Source organism: Frankia sp. AvcI1 (genome assembly GCF_001420875.1).
Lineage (GTDB): Bacteria > Actinomycetota > Actinomycetes > Frankiales > Frankiaceae > Frankia > Frankia alni.
The window spans coordinates 20,409-38,237 of the sequence record NZ_LJFZ01000019.1; the positions used below are offsets into that span (position 1 = coordinate 20,409).

At 74.2% G+C, this 17,829-nt stretch carries 10 protein-coding genes and 14 pseudogenes; 9 read left to right on the forward strand and 15 right to left on the reverse strand.

The genetic code is table 11. The features are described 5' to 3' along the window. Positions 1-115, forward strand: a pseudogene (locus UK94_RS74380) (hypothetical protein); the annotation flags it as partial. An 87-nt stretch (positions 116-202) separates the two neighbouring features. On the opposite strand, the gene UK94_RS58170 reads toward UK94_RS74380, so the two are convergent. The 3 genes and pseudogenes from UK94_RS58170 to UK94_RS19280 form a co-directional block, all read right to left on the reverse strand. Next, positions 203-537: DUF4230 domain-containing protein (locus UK94_RS58170; protein WP_235488728.1), on the reverse strand; the 335-nt coding region annotated here is incomplete at its 5' end. Position 538: 1 nt separating this feature from the next. Then, positions 539-784, reverse strand: a pseudogene (locus UK94_RS58175) (DUF4230 domain-containing protein); the annotation flags it as partial. Between the two features lie 170 nt (positions 785-954). Then, on the reverse strand, positions 955-2,904 hold the full coding sequence (locus tag UK94_RS19280; RefSeq protein WP_011603055.1) for a SpoIIE family protein phosphatase: 1,950 nt from the start codon (positions 2,902-2,904) through the stop codon (positions 955-957). A 510-nt stretch (positions 2,905-3,414) separates the two neighbouring features. On the opposite strand from UK94_RS19280, the gene UK94_RS58180 reads away from it, so the two are divergent. The 3 genes and pseudogenes from UK94_RS58180 to UK94_RS19290 all read left to right on the forward strand — a co-directional run. Beyond that, positions 3,415-4,122: ATP-binding cassette domain-containing protein (locus UK94_RS58180; protein ID WP_235488731.1), on the forward strand; the 708-nt coding region annotated here is incomplete at its 3' end. A 1-nt stretch (position 4,123) separates the two neighbouring features. After that, positions 4,124-4,635 (forward strand): annotated as a pseudogene (locus UK94_RS58185) (ABC transporter ATP-binding protein); the annotation flags it as partial. Further along, entirely contained in the window at positions 4,632-5,417 is a 786-nt protein-coding gene (locus tag UK94_RS19290) for an ABC transporter permease subunit (protein WP_011603053.1), read from the forward strand. The pseudogene UK94_RS58185 and the gene UK94_RS19290, both read left to right, overlap by 4 nt. Positions 5,418-5,421: 4 nt before the next feature. On the opposite strand, the gene UK94_RS58190 is transcribed toward UK94_RS19290, so the two are convergent. The 4 genes and pseudogenes from UK94_RS58190 to UK94_RS58205 all read right to left on the reverse strand — a co-directional run. Beyond that, on the reverse strand, positions 5,422-5,626 hold a 205-nt coding region (locus UK94_RS58190; protein ID WP_235488733.1), incomplete at its 5' end, for an aldo/keto reductase. A 1-nt stretch (position 5,627) separates the two neighbouring features. Further along, positions 5,628-5,712 (reverse strand): annotated as a pseudogene (locus UK94_RS58195) (aldo/keto reductase); the annotation flags it as partial. Position 5,713: 1 nt separating this feature from the next. After that, positions 5,714-6,023 (reverse strand): annotated as a pseudogene (locus UK94_RS58200) (aldo/keto reductase); the annotation flags it as partial. A 1-nt stretch (position 6,024) separates the two neighbouring features. Beyond that, positions 6,025-6,219 (reverse strand): annotated as a pseudogene (locus UK94_RS58205) (aldo/keto reductase); the annotation flags it as partial. Between the two features lie 123 nt (positions 6,220-6,342). Here UK94_RS58205 and UK94_RS19300 point away from each other — a divergent pair. Then, complete coding sequence (locus UK94_RS19300; RefSeq protein ID WP_041939012.1) at positions 6,343-6,612, forward strand: DUF1778 domain-containing protein; 270 nt, start codon at positions 6,343-6,345, stop codon at positions 6,610-6,612. A 60-nt stretch (positions 6,613-6,672) separates the two neighbouring features. Next, entirely contained in the window at positions 6,673-7,161 is a 489-nt protein-coding gene (locus UK94_RS19305) for a GNAT family N-acetyltransferase (protein WP_041939011.1), read from the forward strand. A gap of 13 nt (positions 7,162-7,174) precedes the next feature. Here UK94_RS19305 and UK94_RS58210 read toward each other — a convergent pair. From UK94_RS58210 to UK94_RS58235, 6 pseudogenes are all read right to left on the reverse strand, one after another. Continuing rightward, a pseudogene (locus tag UK94_RS58210) lies at positions 7,175-7,679 on the reverse strand (hypothetical protein); the annotation flags it as partial. 1 nt (position 7,680) lies between these two features. After that, positions 7,681-8,186 (reverse strand): annotated as a pseudogene (locus UK94_RS58215) (hypothetical protein); the annotation flags it as partial. Between the two features lie 130 nt (positions 8,187-8,316). Further along, positions 8,317-8,764: pseudogene (locus tag UK94_RS58220) on the reverse strand (hypothetical protein); the annotation flags it as partial. A gap of 1,099 nt (positions 8,765-9,863) precedes the next feature. After that, positions 9,864-10,451: pseudogene (locus tag UK94_RS58225) on the reverse strand (polysaccharide biosynthesis protein); the annotation flags it as partial. Position 10,452: 1 nt separating this feature from the next. Continuing rightward, a pseudogene (locus UK94_RS58230) lies at positions 10,453-11,018 on the reverse strand (polysaccharide biosynthesis protein); the annotation flags it as partial. Between the two features lies 1 nt (position 11,019). Then, positions 11,020-11,245, reverse strand: a pseudogene (locus UK94_RS58235) (polysaccharide biosynthesis protein); the annotation flags it as partial. Between the two features lie 210 nt (positions 11,246-11,455). On the opposite strand from UK94_RS58235, the pseudogene UK94_RS58240 reads away from it, so the two are divergent. Both UK94_RS58240 and UK94_RS19320 read left to right on the forward strand, forming a co-directional pair. Beyond that, positions 11,456-11,839 (forward strand): annotated as a pseudogene (locus UK94_RS58240) (glycosyltransferase family 1 protein); the annotation flags it as partial. A 1-nt stretch (position 11,840) separates the two neighbouring features. Further along, positions 11,841-13,244: pseudogene (locus tag UK94_RS19320) on the forward strand (glycosyltransferase family 4 protein); the annotation flags it as partial. A gap of 53 nt (positions 13,245-13,297) precedes the next feature. On the opposite strand, the gene UK94_RS19325 reads toward UK94_RS19320, so the two are convergent. Beyond that, positions 13,298-14,728: a condensation domain-containing protein gene (locus UK94_RS19325; RefSeq protein ID WP_231861571.1), complete on the reverse strand. Its 1,431-nt coding sequence runs from the start codon at positions 14,726-14,728 to the stop codon at positions 13,298-13,300. A 767-nt stretch (positions 14,729-15,495) separates the two neighbouring features. On the opposite strand from UK94_RS19325, the gene UK94_RS19330 reads away from it, so the two are divergent. Then, positions 15,496-16,011: a hypothetical protein gene (locus UK94_RS19330; RefSeq protein WP_011603044.1), complete on the forward strand. Its 516-nt coding sequence runs from the start codon at positions 15,496-15,498 to the stop codon at positions 16,009-16,011. A 24-nt stretch (positions 16,012-16,035) separates the two neighbouring features. Here UK94_RS19330 and UK94_RS58245 read toward each other — a convergent pair whose 3' ends face one another. Next, positions 16,036-16,395, reverse strand: a complete 360-nt coding sequence (locus tag UK94_RS58245; RefSeq protein ID WP_313949550.1) for a RyR domain-containing protein — start codon at positions 16,393-16,395, stop codon at positions 16,036-16,038. Between the last annotated feature and the right edge of the window lie 1,434 nt (positions 16,396-17,829).

Sequence of the window (17,829 nt, forward strand, 5' to 3'; positions counted from 1 at the left end):
CTACGTCCCTTGTGAACATTTTTATCTGCTTCGGGAACCGCACGTCATAAAGATCTCCGAGCATTTCCAGGCGGAGATCGACCGGGTGGTGGCCGAGCAGGCGGCTCGGCGCTGAGCGTTCGGTAGCCGCGTTCGGTAGCCGGGTTCGGCGGCCGAGTCCCGGCACCGCCCGGCGATCGGGCGGTGCCGGGACGCCGCGTGGCTAGCGGCGGTCGGCGGCGTAGGTCACGCGGACGTCGGTGAAGCCCAGCGCGCCCAGCAGACCGCGCAGCATGGCGGTCGTGTTCTTCTTGCCCAGCTCGATGACCTGGCCGTCGGTCCTGGCCGCGTCGGTCATCTTCGACGAGGCCTTCTGGTACAGCGCCTTGTCGCTGCTGACCCCGCCGAGCAGGCCGCCGACCCGGTCCAGCGCGCCGCGCTGGCGGGCGACGACGTAGCTGTGGTCGAGGTCCAGCACCGGCGTGGACAGGGTCGGGTTGGGCAGCTCGATGGTCACCGATCGGCGGTCCGGTGAGACCGTGACGGCATCGGCGTCGANGTGACCGAAGTCGACCGTCGAGTCGACCGTGCCGACCCCCACGAACAGCGTGCGCTCGCCCTTGAGTGCCGCCGGGATCCACTTGGTGTCGTCCTCGAGATCGACGACGACCTCGAAGTGGGCGCCGGCGGCATGGTACGAGCTGAGGTCCTCCAGGGAACGCAGCACCGCCGGCGAGCTGCGGTCGATCGTCCGCTCCTTGAACGGGTTGAGGCTGGGCCGCCACCCGGCCACCACCGCGATCAGNCCGACGACGAGCACGGCGAGCAGGATGGTGGCGATCAGCCGCAGCGGGCTGAAGCGGGTCGGCAGGGAGCGCAGGGTCCGGTTCGAGCGGGTGGGCCGGTCCGTGCCGGGCTCGTCGTTCATAGTCGTTGATGTACCCGAAAACCGCGGTAACCACGCCATTGTCGGCGTCACGACCGCCCGTCGGTGATCGTCGCCGGCTCGCTGGTGCGAGCCAGGATGATCGCGGTGCGGTCGTCGCCCTGCCGGCCCGGGGCATGCCGGCGCACGGCGTCGAAGGCGTCGTCGAGCAGGCCCACCGGGGTGCGGCCGGGGTCACGCAGGATCTCCGCGATCAGCCGGTGCGCGCCGAACTGGCTCCCGGCGGCGTCGCGTGCCTCCACCAGCCCGTCGGTGTAGGCGATGAGCACGTCCCCCGGTTCGAGGTGCAACGTCCGGATCTCCCACGCGCCGGGCGCGGCGAGCAGTCCCGACATCAGCGGACCCGTCGGCGGCAGCCGCACGATCTGGGCGGCGGCGTGCCGGCGGCCCCCCTTCGGCGCGGGCGGCGGGTTCGCCGGCCCGCGGCGTGCACCGGCCGCCGGCCCCACGATCGCGCTGATGTTCGCCGACGGCCGGGTTCCACCGGCGCCGGCGTTGCCCGCCGCGCCGCCGGCCGGCCGCCTGCGGGCCGGCTCCGCGGCGTCAGCCGAGACGTCGACCGGGACGTCCACCGCGGCGTCGGCCCTGGCGTCGGCCGCGGAGACGGGCGTCGGGTCGGCCGGCGCGGCCGGGCGGGGAATGGCCGGCGGCGCGGCCGGGCGGGCCGCGCCGAACGGCGGTGTCGCCGGCGCCGTGACCAGACCGATGGCCGGCGGTGTCGTCGGCGGTGTCGTCGGCGCGGCCATCGCCCAGGCCGGCCCGGCCCGGCGCAGCAGCAGCGCGTCCGGGTGGCCGGCGTTGACGTAGTGCAGCTCCCCACTGCGTGGATCGACGACGGCGATGATGGCGGTGGCGAACATCTCCTCGGTCTCGCCGAGGTTCTCCACCGCCCATTCCACCGCGGCGGCCGGCCCGGCGCCGGTGGACAGTGCGGCGTCGAGGAGCTGCTTGAGCCGCAGGGCGAAGACGCCCGCCGCGGCGCCGTGGCCCGAGACGTCGCCCACGACCACGGCGACGCGCCCGTCGGGCAGTTCGAAGGCGTCGTACCAGTCCCCCGCGAGCTCCCCCTGGGCCGGGTCGACCCGCCCGTGCAGCATCAGCCCGCGGGCGCGCAGCAGGGAGGGGGTGAGCGCGTCACGCAGGGCGATGACGGCGGGCCCCTGCTGCGCCAGCGCCTCCCAGGACCGCTCGTTCTGCCGCACGAGGCGCACGAGCTGGGCGCGCATCGTCTCGACGTCGGCCGCCAGCGCCACGATCTCCGCCGGGCCCACCGAGGGGATCCGCGTGTCGTAACGCCCGGCCGCCACGGAGTTGACCGACCGTTGCAGGGCGCCGATCGGGCGCAGCAGCCAGCGGCGCAGCACGATCATGATCGTCACCAGGACGCCGAGGATGACGAACATCGCGCTGGCCAGCGAGCTCAGCAGCAGCACGGAGGAGCTCTCGACCCGCCCGGACGCCTCGACCTGCTCGCGGTCGATCTGTCCGGCGAGGCGGGCGGTCTGGCGGCGCAGCTCGTCGAAGTCCCGGCGGGCGTTCGCGCGGACGATGCCGGCGGCCCCGGCCACGTCGCCGCGGGCCATCGCGGCCAGCTCCGGCTCGACGACCTCGCGCCGCCAGGTCCCGTAGGCGACGTCCACCCGGGTCCGCTGCGCCCGCAGGTCGGGGAAGTCGGCCAGCAGGTCGTCCAGCCGCGCGTTGAGCGCGGGGACCGAACGCCGGGAGTCGTCGAACGGCTTCAGGAAGCCGCGGTCGCGGGTGACGATGTAGCCGCGCAGCGCGCTTTCCTGATCGACGATGTCCGCGAGGAGCATCGCGGTGGTCGTGGCCGCGGGGTCGAGGTGCTTGCCCCGCTCGGTGGCGGCGTGCTGCGACCGCAGGGCGGAGGCCACGGCCAGCACCAGCATCACAATGATCGCGACGCTGGCGAGCAGCGTCAGCGTCCGGATGCCGCGCCGGAGGCCAGCCGTTTCGCCCACGCCAGGATTGTCGTCCACCCGTCGGGGGCGGGTTGTGCCGGGTGACGGGCGTCCCGGTTGACCCGGCGGCCGTCCGGCGGGCAGTCCCGACGTGCAACCCGACGGGTCCGGAGCACCCGACGGCCGAGGAATGCGGACCGGGCGACCGGGAACATGCCCGGCGGTACCGCCAGATCGCGTCCAGAAAGGCAGCCGAGTCATCGGTGGTACGAAANACGAAGTCGGTCAGGCAATGCAGCCAAATGNCCGATTTACTCTTCTCCGCCGAACCTCGGCGCGTGACGAGGTCAACCGGCGGGAAAACAACAGGTGACGCCGTGGAGCCGGAACCCGGCCCGCGGGCTGGTCGTTGACATCCNTGGACGTGCCGCCCCCTGACTTTCGCGGGTGCACGCCACTCGACCGGGCCACGAGCGCTCCTGGGCCGCCCCGGTCGCACTCCCCGACGCTCGCCGTCGCGGGGCGCCCCTGCGGCGGGCATCCGACACACAGGGTGGGAGCAGCACCACGATGACTTCCGGTTCGGCCACCGACCCGGCCCACGCACACCACGACCCGGCCCCTTCGCACCACGACCCGGCCCCTTCGCACCACGACCCGGCCCACGGGAGGGCCGCCTCGCCGGCCGTCTCGGCCGGGTCGGCGGGCCTGGCCCACGTCGACACGGCGATCTGGACCCGCGGGCTGACCAAGCGCTACGGCGCCCGGCGCGCCGTGGACCATCTCGACCTCCAGGTGCCCCGCGGGGCGCTGTCCGGCTTCGTCGGGCCCAACGGCGCCGGCAAGTCCACCACCCTGCGGATGCTGCTGGGCCTCATCCGACCGTCGGCCGGCCACGGCCACGTCCTGGGTGAGCCGATCACCGAGCCGGACCGCTACCTGCACCGGGTCGGCGCGATGATCGAGGGCCCGACGTTCCACCCGGGCCTGTCGGGCCGGCGCAACCTCGATCAGCTCGCGGTCCTGCGCGGGATCGGGGGCTGGCACCGGGCCCGCCGGCAGCGCCGCGTCGAGGAAGTGCTGGGGCAGGTGGGACTGGGCGAACGGGCCGACGACCGGTTCAGCACCTACTCCCTCGGCATGAAGCAGCGCCTCGGCATCGCCGCCGCCCTGCTGCCCGACCCGTGCCTGCTCATCCTGGACGAGCCGACCAACGGTCTGGACCCGGCGGGCATCCGGGAGATCCGGGCGCTGCTCGGCCAGCTCGCCGGCGGGGGGNTGACCATCTTCGTCTCCAGCCACCTGCTCACCGAGGTCGAGCAGATCTGCGACCACCTCGTCATGATCAATGGCGGGCGGATGTTGTTCCAGGGCCACGTCACCGACCTGCTCGCGGCCGAGGACCCCCGCATCCTGATGATCCCCGAGCACGACGGCGACGCGCGCCGGCTCGCCGGGCTGCTCGGTGACAAGGGCCTGCGCGTCGAGATCGATCTGCGCACCGGCCCCCCGAACGCCTCGGCCACCCGGGGTCGCCTGCCGGTCGTGACCGCGCACGCCCCGGAGGGGCTGGCCGCCCACCTCAACCGGCTCGCGATGCACGCCGGTATCACCCTGCGCTCGCTGCGCACCCATCGCCCCAACCTGGAGGAGACCTTCCTGCGCGTCACCGGAGAGATCGACGGCGACCTGGTCCGTACCGCCCAGGCCGGGCAGGCGCCGGACGGGAGCGTGCCGCCGCCCGCGGGCGCCGGGCTCGACCCGGCCCACAGCCGCGGGGGCGCCACGTGATCACGGCGTTCCGGGCCGAATGGGTGCCCCTGCTGCGGCCCCGGTTCCTGCTGGGCACGCTCGGCGCCGTCATCGCGTGTGCCCTCCTTGGCACCGTGCTGACCTTCTTCTCGGTCGGGCACCGGGACTTCGACGGCGATCCCGTCACCGCCGTCGCCCTGTCCCGGTCGGACGGCCTGATCCAGGGCGTGCAGGCCGTCAGCATCCTGCTGGGGGTGGTGGCGCTGTCGGTGGTCGCCGCCGCCCTGGCTGGCGACTACAGTCACGGCACCCTGCGCAACCAGCTCGTCGCCCAACCCCACCGGGCCCGGCTGCTCACCGGCAAGCTGCTCGCCCTGGCGGCCTTCGTCGTCCTGGTCGTCGGCGCGGCCACGGCCGTCTCCGTGGGGCTGTCGTTCCTGCTGGCGCCGGCCCGGGGGGTGTCCACCGCGGCCTGGAGCAGTGGGGCGGGGCTGGCCGATCTCGGCACCGGCTTCGTCAACCTGTGCCTCGGCTCGCTGGGTTACGCGGCGATCGGGGCGTTGGCCGCGATCCTGCTGCGCGGGCCCGCGGCCGCGATCGCCGTCGCGCTCGCCTACGCGCTTCCGGTGGAGATGCTGATCGCGCGCATCTACCACCCGGCGCGCTCCTGGTTGCCGGTGCAGCTCATGCAGGAGATCGCCACCGGCGGCGCCGCCGACCCCACGCCCTACGCCGACGCCCTGCTGCGCGGGGTGGTCTACGCCGGCGCCATGGTGCTGCTCGCCCTGGTGGTCTTCCGGCGGCGGGACATGACCGCCTGATCAATCAGTGGCCGAAGACGTCGGAGTCCAGGGCGTCGGCCTCGCCGGCGGCCCCGCGGTCGAGGTCGGAGATGGCTGTGATCTCCGCCGCGGTCAGGCTGAAGTCGAACACGTCGATGTTCTCGGCCAGCCGGGCGGGGCTGGCCGACTTCGGCACTGCCACCACGCCGAGCTCGACGTGCCATCGCAGCACGACCTGCGCGGGTGTGNGGCCGTGCGCGGCGGCGATCCGGGCGATGACGGGTTCGTCGAGCAGGCCGGTGCCGGCACCCAGCGGACTCCAGGCCTCGGTGACNATGCCGTGCTCGGCGTGGTAGGCGCGGATCGCGCCCCGGCCGAGCCGCGGATCGAGCTGGATCTGGTTGACGTCCGGGGCGACCCCGGTCTCGGCCAGCAGCCGGTCCAGGTGGGTCGTCTTGAAGTTCGACACGCCGATGGCCCGCACCTGACCGTCCTTCACCAGGTCGACGAGGCCCTTCCAGGCGGCGACGTACCGGTCCCGCCACGGGTTGGGCCAGTGGATGAGCAACAGGTCGACGTAGTCGAGGCCCATGCGCCGGGTGCTCTCCGCGGCTGCCCGACGCACCCCCCGCACGCTGTGTGAGCNCTTGTTGAACTTCGTGGTGACGAACAGCTCCTCGCGGGCCACCCCCGCGGCGCGCAGACCGGCGCCGACCCCCTTCTCGTTGCCGTAGTTGTGGGCGGTGTCGATCAGCCGGTAGCCCAGCCCGATCGCCTGCTCCACGACGCCCTGGACCGCGTGGTCGTCCAGCGGCCAGGTCCCGAGCCCGAGCTGGGGCATCCGGGCGCCGTGCGCGAGGGGGACGGTGGGAACGGGCGAAGGCGGCACGGCGCGCAGACCTTTCTGTCACGGTGAGGCAGACCCAGCGAGCGAGCCCGGACGCGCGGGGAGCAGACTGCCAGCATGAGTGCCGCCAGGGACGACAGACTCGCCGTGCAGCTACCCGCGGACTCGGCGGACGTCATCCGGTCCGCCGCGGAGGGTGAGGGCCTGTCGCTTGAGGACTTCGCCGTCGAGGCGATGAAGCGGTACGCCCAGGAGGTCCTGGCCGACCGTCGGCTGTTTCGCGTGGCGGACACGGACTGGGGCGCGTTCGAGGCGCTGCTCGACGGGCCACCGGCGGACACCCCCCGGCTGCGCCGGCTGCTGGACGACGAGCCGGGCGCGGAGTAGTCCGCCACCGCCCACCGCCTCCCGACCGCGTCCCCGACCCGGCAAGAAGGATGTCACGCAGTGCCCCTGACCAAACCCGCGGCCCTGACCGAGGCCATGGATCGCACGACCTTCAACAGCGGGGACGACCTGCTCGACGGTTGGCTGCGCCACCACGCCCTCGAACACCAGCAGGAAAGGACCACGAACACGTTCGTGATCCTCGACGCCGACCGGATCGCCGGCTACTACTGCCTGGCGACGGCCGCCGTGGAACGCATCCCCGGCTCGCGCCGGCGCTCGCGGCGGCCGACCGAGCCGGTCGCGGCCATGTTCGTCGGCCGGCTCGCCGTCGATCTGCGCCACCAGGGCCGCGGGATCGGCGCCCGACTCGTCCGCGACGCGGTGATGCGCTCCCTCACCGTGCATCGGATGGTCGGGCTACCCCTGCTGCTCGCCCATGCGATGCGGGAGCCCGGGCGCGCCTTCTACCGCCATGTCGGCTTCCGGGACGCCCGGTTCGATCCCCACCTGCTGGCGCTGCCGCTGCGCGCCGTGGCCGGCGGCTGAGCCCGCGCAGCCGTCACCCCTGGTCGTCGCCGAGCAGGACGTCGAGGTCGACCCGCATCAGCCACTGGTCGAGCTTGAACGGCGGGTACGGCCAGGGCAGGCCGTCGAGCACCATCTGGTTGACGGGCAGCCACAGGCTGCGCCGCAACGGGTCGACCGCGCCGCGGCGCACCCCGACGTAGCGGGTCGACGGACCGCGCAGCATGTTCAGGCCCACGTCGATGGGCGGCTCGGTGCGGAAGGTCATCCGTGCGCCGCGCCCCGCCGGCCGCACGACCTGCACCAGCCCGTCGAGGCCGGCAAGCAGGATCGCGCCGGTCCGCGGATCGAGGGTGATGCTGCGGACCAGCCCGCCCTGGTCGGTGCCGGCCACCAGGTAGTCGGGCTGGTTCGCGATGCCCCAGGTGTCCGTCGGCCAGTTGCCGGTCGCCGGCGCGCGGGTCACCAGGCCGCGCTCGCGGCCGAGCTTCGGGTAGACGGCCACGGTCTCGGCGCGCAGGCCGTCACTCTTCGTCCGCNCCACGTAGAGCGTGCCGTCCGCGCCGAACACGGCCGACTCCATCCGGGACCCGTCCTGCACGGCCCGCACCGCGGTGCTGCACGGGGTGATGGTGCCGCGGGACGCCGAGTAGGAGAACTCCTGGATCGGGAACGGCTGGGTGCTGTAGTCCAGGCCCCGCACGTCGCTGATGAGGACGAACCGCTCGTCGTCCGGTTCGCTGGTCGGGTCGGCGACAACCTCTCGCGGGTTGACGACCAGGGCGATGCCCAGGGGCCGGACCTGCGGATACTGCCAGTGCGCCAGGACCCGGCCGGCCACGTCGACGACGAGCAGCGCCCCGTTGTCGGTTCCGCCGCCGCCGGCACCCAGGTACTGGGCGATGACCAGGTGCCCGCTGCGGGGCAGGCGGGCGATGGACGCCGGGCCGCGCGAGGAACGCGGCTGCAGCGGGCCGAGCACCGGGAAGGCCCGGGCGGCGAGGGACGGCGAGGTCGCGGTGGCGAGCTGCTGCGCCGTCCAGGACNCCTGCGGGTCGTAGACCCATCGTGCGGTCGGCTGGTCCCGGCGGAGCTGGCCGACGCTCGGCAGCTCCCCGTCGACGGCCGTGTTCCAGCCGAAGTAGGGCATCAGCGAGGTGAACAGCACCCGTTGGNCGCCGTCCGGGCCGGGCACGACGATCACGTCGGAGGTGTCCCCGCCGCCGACGCCGCGGTAGTTCGGATCGAGCCGGGGCAGGCTCAGCCGGCCCTTCGTCGAGGGGATCACCAGCCGGGTGAACCGCTCGATGTCCGGCTCGAAGACCTCGATCTCCATGTCGGTACCGGTCAGCTTCGACTGGTCGTCGGAGAACGGCGTGGTCGTCACGAACACGGTCCCGTCGGCCGACACCGCGGACATGAACGCGGCCTGACCGGGGCCGAAGCCCCACCCGGGCACCTCGGTGACCCGGACCGTCGTCTGGCCGCCGTCGAAGTTGCCGAAGCTGCCGGGCGCGCCGTAGATGGTCAGCAGGTTCTCGGGCAGCTTCGTCACCGAGCCGGCCTGCACCGAGGGGCCGGCCGTGACCCCGCCGACCGGAGTGGACGGCTGGCCCCGGGGCAGNCCGCCGGGCACCGACCCATCCGACGACAGCAGCCGCCCGGCGATGAGCCCGCCACCCGCGGCGGCGCCGAGCCCCACGGCGGTCACGAGCAGCCGCCGGCGGCTGAGCCGGGCGTGCTCCGCACCCGCGGCCCTGTCGCCCGCCCCGGCCTGCTCGCCCGCCCCGTCGCCCGGCGCGGCCGGAGCCGGGGCCGCGGCCGCGNCCGGCTTGGCGGAGCTCTCCGGCTGGTCGGCGCCGGGCAGGTCCGCGGCCCCGATCCAGGTGGCCTCGGTGGCACGGTCCCGCCGACCGGCGCGGGCCCGGCGACGGGCCCGGCGACCGTGTTCGTTCTGGTCGGTGTCGGCGAGGACGAAGGCACCGGTACGACCCGGCAGCGTGTCGTGATCATCGCTGCTCGCACCGCCGTCGGCGCCGTCCTTGGCACTGTGGCCGCCGTGGATGGCGCGGCCGCCGCCGGCGGCATGACGGTCGCCGGCGGCATGACGGTCGCCGGCGGCGCGGTCGCCGGGCGCATGACGGTCGTGGGAGCCAGGGCGGTCGTGGGAGGCCTGGCCGCTGGCGGAGGCGTGGCCCTTCCCGAAGCGGACCTGCCTGCCGATCCGGACCTGCTTGCCGCGGCCGGGCAGGGTGTCGTGGTCGTGGTTGCCGTCGCCGGGGGTGGCGCTGCGGCGAGTGGGGTCACGATCCCGGGCCACGGGGTCCGCATCGCGCGCGTCCGAGCCAGGGTTGTTCAGGCCGGGGTTGTCCGGGTCAGGGTTGTCCGGGTCAGGGGCATCCGGGTCAGGGGCATTCGAAGCAACGGCGTCCGGGTCAGGGGCGTCCGCAGAAGCGGCGTCGGGACGGCTTGCTCGGTCATGGCCGTCGTGGGTGTCCCTGCCGCGACGGCGGCCAGATCTGCCGACTGTGGTGCGCCCGCGCTCACCGCCGTCGGCATCCGAACGGATCTTGGCTGGCATGTACGGTGGCCTCGCCTCTCAACGCCGGTGGGCCCTCTCGAGGCCGGAGGGTGGGGGGCCCCGGCCGAGTAGGACGACCGTACCCGACAGATCAGGACGACATATCGGACATGGTCTTTGGACCACGCCCGTCCGGGGGCGCCTAGACCGGCGCGGGGAAGCCTTCCTCGGGCCGCGCGTCGCTGATCGAGACGGCGCCGAGCGGCGCGTCCTCGCCGCCGCGCCCGGCCTCACTAGCCTGCCTGCCCGCCGCCTGCCGGTCGGCGTGATGGAGCTGGACCACGAGCAGCCCGACCGCGAGTGCGGTCACCGACTCGGCGGCGAGCGCCGCCGTCGCCGTCGCCATCGAGCCGCCGCCGGCCGAGACCAGCGCTCCCGCCGTCGCCACCGTGGCGACCGCCAGCACCCCGACCACCCGGCGCACCCCCGCGCCGAGCAGGTAGGTGGTGAACATGAGCGTGACGGCCAACAGCGTCATGCTCAGCGCCAACACCCACAGGGCGGGGGCCGCGCCGGTCAGGTGGGGCCCGAACACCAGGCCCAGCAGCCACTTCGCCCCGACCAGACCGATCGCGGCGAGAAACAGGCCGGGCGTGACGACGAACGCGAGGGCCACGGCCAGGGTCGCCCCGGCCGGACGGCCCTCCTTGCGCCGCCGGGCCGCCTCGGGCAGCAGGAAGTTGGCCACCGCCAGCCCGATGAAGACCGGCACCTTGCAGGCCGTCGAGATNGCCGCGTAGCCGCCCACCCCGTCCGTACCCAGCCAACCGACGATGACGACGTCCATGTTCTGCAGCAGGGCCAGCGGGATGAGCGCACCGAGCGCCACGGTGGTGTCGGCGATGACACTCTGGCGGGCGCTGGCCCGCGGGGCCGGAATCGGCATCGGAATCGGGCCGGTGGCCGCCGCGGTGCCGTCGTCGGGCAGCGGCGCCGACCACGTGCGCACGGTCGCCGGACGGGGTAGCCGCGGGGTGCGGGCGACCGCCCAGCGGGCATGCTCGGCGCCCACGATCACGCCGATGACGATGCCGAGCCCCGCGCCGTTGACCCCCATGCCCGAGACCACGAAGGCGATCACCAGACCGATCCGGACGAAGCCCTCGACCACGAAGTTCACGGCCAGCCGCGGATAGGCGCCGCGGGCCTGCATCAGGCCGCGCTCGACGCACAGCAGCGTCCACAACGCGGCCCCGATCGTGGCCTCGGCGATCGCCACCGGGTGGGGGTAGGACATCAGCGCCGCCGCCGGACGGGACAGCGCCAGGGCGGCGACGGTGGCGACGACGATCGCGACNCCGCAGGCCCCGCGCAGCCGGCGGATCCAGGACCACTGCTCGCGGCGAGTGTCACCGGTTCCGGACGTCTCGTGCTGCACAACGGCGATGAGCAGGGCATTTCCGGCGACCGACAGGATCAGGAAGATGCTCACCTGAACGGACACGGCGCCGTAGGAATCGGAGTCCAGGGCGCGCGCGACGATCAGGTTCATCAGCAGGTTGCAGCCGTTGACGAGCATGCCGGNGACCGCCAGGGCTGCCGGGCCGGCCAACAGGCCGGACACAGCCTCTCGCGAGGGCTTCGCCATCAGTCTCCCCATCGGGAACGGAACACGTCGATCACCCGTGGCGGAACACCGGCAATGGTATGTGCCCGCCGATTTTTCCGACATCTGTAGGTTGCAGGCGAACATGCTAAGCCCTGTCGATCGGACCGAGAGGAACGCCACCGGTGATCGGAAGCCCCAGCACGCCGCATCCCGCCAGGCTCGGGGAGCACCGGTACCTGCCCACCCTCGCCGGCCGGCATGTCGTCTTCCTCAACTGGCGTGATCAGGACCACCCGCAGGCCGGGGGGGGCCGAGCTGTTCTGCCAGTCGATCGCCGAGCGGTTCGCCGCGGCCGGCGCGCGGGTGACGCTGCTGACCTCCCGGCCGGCCGGGGGCGAGGGGCAGTCGCTCCCGGTGGCCGAGCACGTGGCCGGGGTGGACGTCCGCCGGGGCGGTGGCACCTTCGGGGTCTATCCGTCCGTGCTGGGCCGGCTGGCGGGCCTCGGCCGGGGTGGCCACCGGGTCGACGCGGTCGTCGACTGTCAGAACGGGATCCCGTTCTTCAGCCCNCTGGTCCTGCCGGCGTCCACGCCGATCGTCCAGGTGCTGCACCATGTCCACCAGAAGCAGTTCCCGCTGTACTTCCCGGGTCCGGTGGCCAGGGTCGGGCAGGTGCTGGAGGCGCCGGGCAGCCGGCTGGTCTACCGCCGTCGCCCGGTGGTCGTCGTCTCCCCCTCGACCCGGACGGAGGCGCGCGAGGTGCTGGGCCTGCCCGGCCCGCGCTTCCTCGTCCCCAACGGCGTGACCGCCTCCGTCCCCTCCCCCATGACCACATCCGTCCCCTCCCCCATGACCACCGGCGGACTGGCGTCCTCGGCGGATGGGGCGGACCGGGGGACGGGGCGTCCCGCCGCGGAGCCGACGATCGTGTGCGTCGGTCGGCTCGTGCCGCACAAGCGGCTGCACCTGCTCCTCGACGCGCTGCCGGCGCTGGTCGCCGCCCATCCGGGTCTGACCGTCCACGTCGTCGGCGATGGCCCCGACCGGCAGCGACTGGTCGCCCGCGCGGTCGCGCTCGGGCTGACGACCGCCTCCGCCGGCGGCGCCCTCGGGGAGGGCCACGCCCGCGGCGGCGACTTCCCCGGCGGCGACTCCCCCGGCGGCGACTCCCCCGGCGGCGACGTTGTTCGGTGGCATGGTTACACCGACGCGGCCACCCGCGACCGGCTGCTCGCCTCGGCCTGGCTGACCGTGAACCCCTCGCACGGGGAGGGCTGGGGGCTGTCGGTGCTGGAGGCGGCCGCCCTCGGGGTGCCGGCGGTGGCGTTCCGGGTGCCGGGGCTGCGCGACGCGGTCCGGGACGGGACGACGGGCTGGCTCGTCGACGAGGGCGTGCCGCTGGCGGGCACGATCGGCACCGCGCTGCGGACGCTGGCCGATCCACCCGCCGCGGCCCGGCTGCGCGCGGCCGCGCGCGCCTGGGCGGCCGGCTTCACCTGGGACGCCGGCGCCGAGCTGCTCGCCCGGGTGGTCACCGCGGAGATCGACCGGCAGGCGCGGCCGTCGAGCGCGGGCCGGGGGCGGAGGGTGGCACGCGATCGCCGCCGGGTCGACGACGAGCTCACCCACGCCACGTTCACGCTGCCGGCCGGCGCGCCCCGCCCCGCCCTGCGCCGCACCGACCTGGTGTACCGGCCGGATCCCGACGGGGCCGAGGCGGTCGCCGTCCTCTACGGCGCCGGCGAGGCCGCCGCGCGGGCGGCGCTGGCCCGGGCCGGGGTGTCCGCCGAGCCTCGGCTGCGTCCCGGCACCGGGGAGGACCTGCTGCTCGCCGCGAGCCGCGAGCTGGCGTCGGGGGCCGACGCACCGCCGGCCTCCGGTTTCCCGCCGGCCGCCCGAGTGCCCACCAGCCGCAGGGTGTCCGCCGGCGGCGGAGTGTCCGACGGCCGGGGGGCGTCCGCCGGCCGCGGGTGAGCGGCCCGGCCGGGCGGCGCCTGCGGCCCGTCGGCGCGCCGCCCGGCCTCGCCTCAACGCGACGGGACGGCCCCGCCGCGGCGGGTGGTCACCGCGGGGGCCGCCGCGCGGTCCGGCCGCGGGGCCCTGGCCACGGCGGGGGTCGGCGCGGTCGCCGCCGCCGGCACGGCCGCACCGGTGTCGCTCAGCTCGACGAAGGCGGCCCGGTACAGATCCGCGAAGGTCGGCACCGAGCCCGGGCCGAGAAGGTGACGGTGGTAGCCGAACGTGACGTGCAGGCTGTCGCCCATCCCGAGCACGCCGATGAACAACCCCTGCGGCATCCCGGCCGTCCCGGTGAAGTACACGGCGCTGATCGGCCGCCCGGCGGCGCCAGCCAGCTCGTCGAAGCGACCGAGGTTGCTGACCGCGGCGGTCGGGGCAAGCACCGGGCGCCCCGCGGCGACCCCGCAGCGCAGCAGCGTGCTGCGCCACGGGCCGGGCACGAACCGGGCCGCGGCGATCCCCAGCGCGCCGGAGAGCCCCGGCACGGCCGGCGGGACGACCTGCTTGGCCAGGTCGGTCTGGTCCACCACGCGCACGGCGAGCTGCAGCGAGTCCACCCGGTCGGCGACCTCGCTCGAAATGATCGTCTGACCGGTCCGGTTGCCGCTGATCTCGGACGCCGCGGGGAAGGACGACGAGGACGGCACCGCGGCGAACGACGACGCCGACCCCAGGTCGATCGGCATCCGGATCCGCAGCCGGCTGGACTCGCCGCCCCGGCGGGAGTTCCACCGGTCGATCGCGAGGTGCGCCGCGCCGATCAGCAGGTCGTTGATGGTCATCCGCCGGCCGTCCGGCAACGTCCGCCGCTCGTCCGGCGCCGCCAGGATCAGCGGGTGGAAGCCGTAGCCGTCGCCCCCCACCGCCAGCGGCGTGATGTAGCGCCCGGACCGGCGGACGAGCGCGGCCCAGCCGGGCACCCCGGCCCGGGCCAGCGGCGCCACGCCCGCCGGCACGCCGCGGTGTCCCTCGCCCGACGCGACGGCGCCGTCGCGGTCGGCGTCGTAGGCCGCCTCCCGGTAGTGGTCGAGGATCTCGGCGACGAGCGCGGCGAGCCGCAGGCCGTCGAAGGCGAGGTGGTGGGCCACCACGCTGAGCTGGTCGCCGTCGGCCCGCCGGATCAGCGCCACCCGGATCGGCGGGTAGCGGTGCAGGTCGAACGGCGCCGAGGACAGGATTTCGTGGATGCGCCACCCGTCGGTTCCGTCGTCGACGAAACCGACCGGATCTGCCGTCGGTTCGGCGGGGAACCGCCAGGCGTGCTGGCGGGATCCGTAGAGCACAGCGCGGGCCATCGGATGACGACGGATCACCGTCCACACCGCGGCCCGCAGCCGCGCCGGGTCCAGCCGCCCCGTCGACTGGACGAACAGCCCGCAGGTCAGCGGCGCACTCGCCCGGTCCGACGCGGCGAGAATCTGCTCACCGGGAGTCAACACCCGATCGGGTATCGGCGGTGCCGGAGCCCCGCCGTCCTGCGCCAATCCCATTGTCGTAGGCCGGCCTCTCTGCAGGGGATTTCGCGATTTCACGGCGATGGCGCGCGTCGCCGTCGAGGAGCAGGTCAAGCGTAACCAGGAGAAATCGCCCGCTCGGGGCCGAGGTCACCCACCGCCGGACCATCCGGACCCGCCCCCGGAAGGTGACCCCGAACCGGGACATGGCAGGCAGAGGCCACAAAAACGGCGCCGAGCAGGACGCATGTCCCCTCCGCACGCCGGGCCNCCACTCACGCAAAGTAGCCAATATGTGGGCGTAACAGATCCCAAAGGTCGCGTGCGGCCCGCACCGTCGTCCTACCCCCCGTACCGAAACNGGCACCCTGTCACCCAGTGCTACCTACTGGTCGTCTCCGGNGGGACCTGAGAGGATGCCCCCATGATCCTCCCGGTCATCGTGGCGACACTCTGCGCGATCGGGGCGCTCGGCCACCGGGTCGCAGGACCGCACCGGCGAGCCCGCCCGGGCACGGACCGGTGGCGGCCGTTCGGGTGGGCGCCGGTCGCCGCCATCGCAGGCTGGGGCGTCCAGGGTTGGCGCGAGCGCCGACCGACCCATTGCGGAGAGGAGCGCCATGACCGGGGACGAGAGGTGCCCGTCGGGCCGGATTGAGCTCGCGGACCTCGTCTGCCTCACTGGAGAATCATCGGCGCACTACGCCGACCAAACAATCCCCCATGAACGCGACCTCGCTATCGTCACACTGTTGCGCAAGGTACGGCGCGGTGGCGGTCTCGAGCAGTTACTGGACCTGATCCGCCCGGAGGTGGAGGCGGAGACCCTGCGGGCCTTCGGGATCCGGATGGCCTCGCTCGCGGTCCGCCGTGGCGACCCCGACCTGCTGCGCCTCGGGCTGCTCGCCGTCGCCCTCGCCAGCCTGCGCAGCATGGACCGCCGCGACGACTTAGGCGCGCTCGCCCCGCTCTGGCGGACGGCGAGCCTGCTGCGTCTTGAGCCCTCCCACGAGTTCACCGCCGCGGCGGTGGAACTCCCCGCCGCCGCCGAGTTCCTGCTGGGCTGGGTGGACAGGACCCCGGACCGGCAGGATCTGGCCGAGATGGGGTTTGGTGAATCGGCGGACGAGGACGGCTTCCGCTATGTCAGCGACGCGACCGTCGTCCGTCGCATCCTCGAGGAGGACCACGCCCGCCGGCCCCGCGTCATCCGGCTCCTGCTCGCCCGCCGGCGGCGCCGGTGGCTGCGCGCGAACGGCTTCGACTGACTCAGCCGACCGACTCGAGGCGGCTCAGCCCGCGTCGGCCTCCGGTCGGCGGGTCACCCGCAGCCGCGCGTGTGCCAGCACGGCGGGCATGTTGCGGATCACGTCACGGTCGCGGTCGCGGTCCTCCTCGGTGAGCTCCTCCCAGTCCACCATCGACGGGTGTCGCTTGTCCGGCCCGGCGTCGCTGCGCAGCGGTCCGTAGGAGTAGCCCTGGCGCTCCTTGTGGCGGCGCCACCGCACGTGCTCGTCGCGGGCGAGTTCCTCGATCTCGGCGTCGGTGAAGGTGAACGGGTCGCCGTCCGCCGCGGCGGAGACGATCGACCAGTCACGGGCCTGCGCGATCGCCGCGTACTGGGCGGCCTGCGCGCGATTGGCCTCCCGCAGCGNCTCGGCCAGCTCCGCCCACGGTCGTAGGCCCGGGCGTGAACCCGCCTCGTGCCGCTTGCCGAGCTCATGGTCGAGGTAGCGGCGGTGGATCGCCTGCGCCATCCGCTCGACGCACCCCACGTCGAACAGCGGTGGGGTGGCCGCCACGGATGCGGGGGCCGTTGCGGACTGCCGGGTCGAGGATCCGCTCACAACCACTGTCATGGCCCGGTGACTCCTTCTGAAACGGATGGCGGCCGAGGTTCGAACTGCCGGTGTTGCGGCGCCGCTAGTCCAGTCTCTTGCTTGCCGACCATGGGCCGCCACCGGAAGTCCGCCGCCCGACACGGCCAGCCCGAGCGACGAAACCCCCACCGTCGTAACCAGCACCCCCGAGACCAGCACCCCCGAGACCAGCACCGTCGCCACCGCCACCGCCGGCCTCGGTAACGTCCGGGTCCGTGGGCCGTTGCCAGACCCAGACGACCAGCGCGGCGAGCGCCGCGGCGAACGCCAGCGCGCCGAGCACCTGCACGGGCACCCCGAACGCCCCGTGCCCCGCCCCCGGCTGACTGTTCGGTTCCGCCGCGACGCCGATGCCCGCGCCGAGCATCGCGATCGCGGCAAGCCACCCCAGCACCTGCGGACGCGACCGCCCGAACCAGACGAGCACCGGCACCGCCAGGGCGACCGGGCCGGCCACCAGGGCCAGCGCGACCATCGCCAGCCCCGTCCACAGCACCCGCACGGCACGGCCCGGCGACGCTGCCCCCGGCAGCCGGGTCGCCCGCGGCAGCGGGNGAAAGGCCGGGTACCCGTTCTCGTTGGAGCGGCGCCGCAGCCGGAACCGCTCCGGCAGCACGGCGAGCCCGACGAGCACCAGGAGCAGCAGCAGCCCGACGATCAGGTTGCGCCGGTACTCGGTGCCGGGGACGTTGTCGATGACGACGGTGCCGCCGGCGCCGGCCGGCACGATCCAGCCCTGCTGCCAGCCGTCGAGACGCACCGGCGTCAGCGTGGTGCCGTCGAGCTTCGCGGTCCACGAGGTGTTCGCGTTCTCCCGCACGGCCAGGAACGCCCGCTCACCCGCCCCGATCTGGACGCTGCGGTGTTCCGCGCCCCACTGGCGCACCTGCGTCGCGCGGGCCGCCTGCCCATCCGGCTGGCGCCCGGCGCCGACCAGCGCCAGCGAGTCGACGAGGATCGAGGTCGGGCCCTGGTCGACGCGCAGCTGGTGGGTCCCGGCAGGCAGCGCGAGGCGGCCCCCGTCGGTACACAGCGAGACCTTCACCGGCAGCACCGAGGTGACGTCGCTGTTGCGCCCGGTGATCCGCAACGGGTAACGCTTCCCGTCGGCGATCAGGCTGGGACCACTACCGCAGGGCACGACCAGCGGCTCGTCGTCGGCGGGCGGGGTCCCCCGGGGGGGCGGCAGGAAGCTCGCCGCACCGT